A 2,500-nucleotide genomic window follows, 5' to 3' on the forward strand; every position below is an offset into this window, starting at 1 on the left:
AAATAACCTTGCTAACTTAATAAAGCGCTGAAGGGAAGCGAAGCGAAAGCGAAGCAACCCGACCTGAAAAGAGAAGCGCCAAGAACCTAGACAACCAAATAGTTTGAAAGCTTTAAGAAACCAATAAACCTCGTCAAGAAAATAAAAAAGACTAGATTATTGACAAATAACTAGCTATCCGACAGGATAAGCGAAAAGCTTAAAAAAGTCAAACCCATCCGAAAGGAAAAAAGCTAGAGGAAGTAGAAAGAAATTTTGAAACTGATAGACACCATGGAGAGTTTGATCCTGGCTCAGGATGAACGCTGGCGGTATGCTTAACACATGCAAGTCGAACGGTCTCTTCGGAGATAGTGGCGGACGGGTGAGTAACGCGTAAGAATCTACCTATAGGTTCGGGACAACAGTTGGAAACGACTGCTAATACCGGATATGCCGAGAGGTGAAAGCTTTAGTGCCTGTAGATGAGCTTGCGTTCGATTAGCTAGATGGTGGGGTAACGGCCTACCATGGCGACGATCGATAACTGGTCTGAGAGGATGACCAGTCACACTGGGACTGAGACACGGCCCAGACTCCTACGGGAGGCAGCAGTGGGGAATTTTCCGCAATGGGCGAAAGCCTGACGGAGCAATACCGCGTGAGGGACGAAGGTCTGTGGATTGTAAACCTCTTTTGTTGGGGAAGATAATGACGGTACCCAACGAATAAGCATCGGCTAACTCCGTGCCAGCAGCCGCGGTAAGACGGAGGATGCAAGCGTTATCCGGAATTATTGGGCGTAAAGCGTACGTAGGCTGTTTGATAAGTCTGTTGTCAAAGCCCGAGGCTTAACCTTGGAAAGGCAATGGAAACTGTGAGACTAGAGAGAGATAGGGGCAGGAGGAATTCCAGGTGTAGCGGTGAAATGCGTAGATATCTGGAAGAACACCAGTGGCGAAAGCGTCCTGCTGGATCTCAACTGACGCTGAAGTACGAAAGCTAGGGGAGCGAATGGGATTAGATACCCCAGTAGTCCTAGCCGTAAACGATGGACACTAGGTGTTGGCCGTATCGACCCGGTCAGTGCCGTAGCTAACGCGTTAAGTGTCCCGCCTGGGGAGTACGGTCGCAAGATTGAAACTCAAAGGAATTGACGGGGGCCCGCACAAGCGGTGGAGTATGTGGTTTAATTCGATGCAACGCGAAGAACCTTACCAAGGCTTGACATGTCGCGAATCCTCTTGAAAGGGAGGAGTGCCTTCGGGAGCGCGAACACAGGTGGTGCATGGCTGTCGTCAGCTCGTGTCGTGAGATGTTGGGTTAAGTCCCGCAACGAGCGCAACCCTCGTATTTAGTTGCCATCATTAAGTTGGGCACTCTAGATAGACTGCCGGTGACAAACCGGAGGAAGGTGGGGATGACGTCAAGTCATCATGCCCCTTACGCCTTGGGCTACACACGTACTACAATGGCCGGGACAAAGAGTCGCAAGCATGCGAATGCAAGCTAATCTCATAAACCCGGTCTTAGTTCAGATTGCAGGCTGCAACTCGCCTGCATGAAGGCGGAATCGCTAGTAATCGCAGGTCAGCATACTGCGGTGAATACGTTCCCGGGCCTTGTACACACCGCCCGTCACACCATGGAAGCTGGTCACGCCCGAAGTCGTTATCTCAACCCGCAAGGGAGGGAGGCGCCTAAGGCAGGGCTGGTGACTGGGGTGAAGTCGTAACAAGGTAGCCGTACCGGAAGGTGCGGCTGGATCACCTCCTTATAGGGAGACCTATTTACTCTTAGACTGAACCAATACAGAATTAGGTCAAGAGTAAGTCATCCCAAGGTCGTTCGAGATTTATTGGAAAGCTTTCAAACTAAGTCAGGTTCTAAATTTGGCTAACAAAAAGGGCCATTAGCTCAGTTGGTTAGAGCGCACCCCTGATAAGGGTGAGGTCACTGGTTCGTGTCCAGTATGGCCCACTTGAGAAGCTAGAAACTGAAGGCGACGAGCTAAAAGTGATAGTTAACTCTGGGGATATAGCTCAGTTGGTAGAGCGCCTGCTTTGCACGCAGGAAGTCAGGAGTTCGAATCTCCTTATCTCCACCAAACTACTAACAAGACCAACGAAAGCAAAAGCAAGAGTTTAGCAACTCATCTAGTGAGGAAAATCCTAAGAGACTAGAGAGACTGCTAAATTCTAGCGAAAGCAAGAATTTAGAAAGAACCTTGAAAACTGCATAGTAATAGTAATAAGAAGCAAGTAGATCCAAAGTGGAAACACAGAGGTCAAGCTACAAAGGGCTCACGGTGGATACCTAGGCACAAGAAGGCGATGAAGGACGTGGTTACCGACGATACACTGCGGGGAGCTGGAAGCAAGCCCTGATCCGCAGGTTTCCGAATGGGGCAACCCTATATACTGCCCGTTGAATAAAATAGACGGGAAAGAGCGAACTCAGCGAATTGAAACATCTTAGTAGCTGAAGGAAGAGAAAATAAATAATGATTTCCTAAGTAGCG

General features: G+C 49.0%; 2 tRNA genes and 2 rRNA genes (1 of these 4 cut by a window edge). All 4 read left to right on the forward strand.

Going from position 1 to position 2,500, the window contains the following annotated elements:
- The first annotated feature begins 270 nt into the window (after positions 1 to 270).
- Positions 271 to 1,756: ribosomal RNA gene (locus H6F41_RS18665) — 16S ribosomal RNA — on the forward strand.
- 129 nt (positions 1,757 to 1,885) lie between these two features.
- Positions 1,886 to 1,959: transfer RNA gene (locus H6F41_RS18670), tRNA-Ile, on the forward strand.
- Positions 1,960 to 2,010: 51 nt separating this feature from the next.
- Positions 2,011 to 2,086, forward strand: a tRNA-Ala gene (locus H6F41_RS18675).
- A gap of 178 nt (positions 2,087 to 2,264) precedes the next feature.
- Positions 2,265 to 2,500, forward strand: a 23S ribosomal RNA gene (locus tag H6F41_RS18680) (it continues 2,586 nt past the right edge of the window).
- Together the 16S and 23S rRNA genes with 2 tRNA genes alongside form the textbook arrangement of a ribosomal RNA operon.

This window comes from Pseudanabaena mucicola FACHB-723 (assembly GCF_014696385.1).
Taxonomy (GTDB): Bacteria; Cyanobacteriota; Cyanobacteriia; order Pseudanabaenales; family Pseudanabaenaceae; genus Pseudanabaena.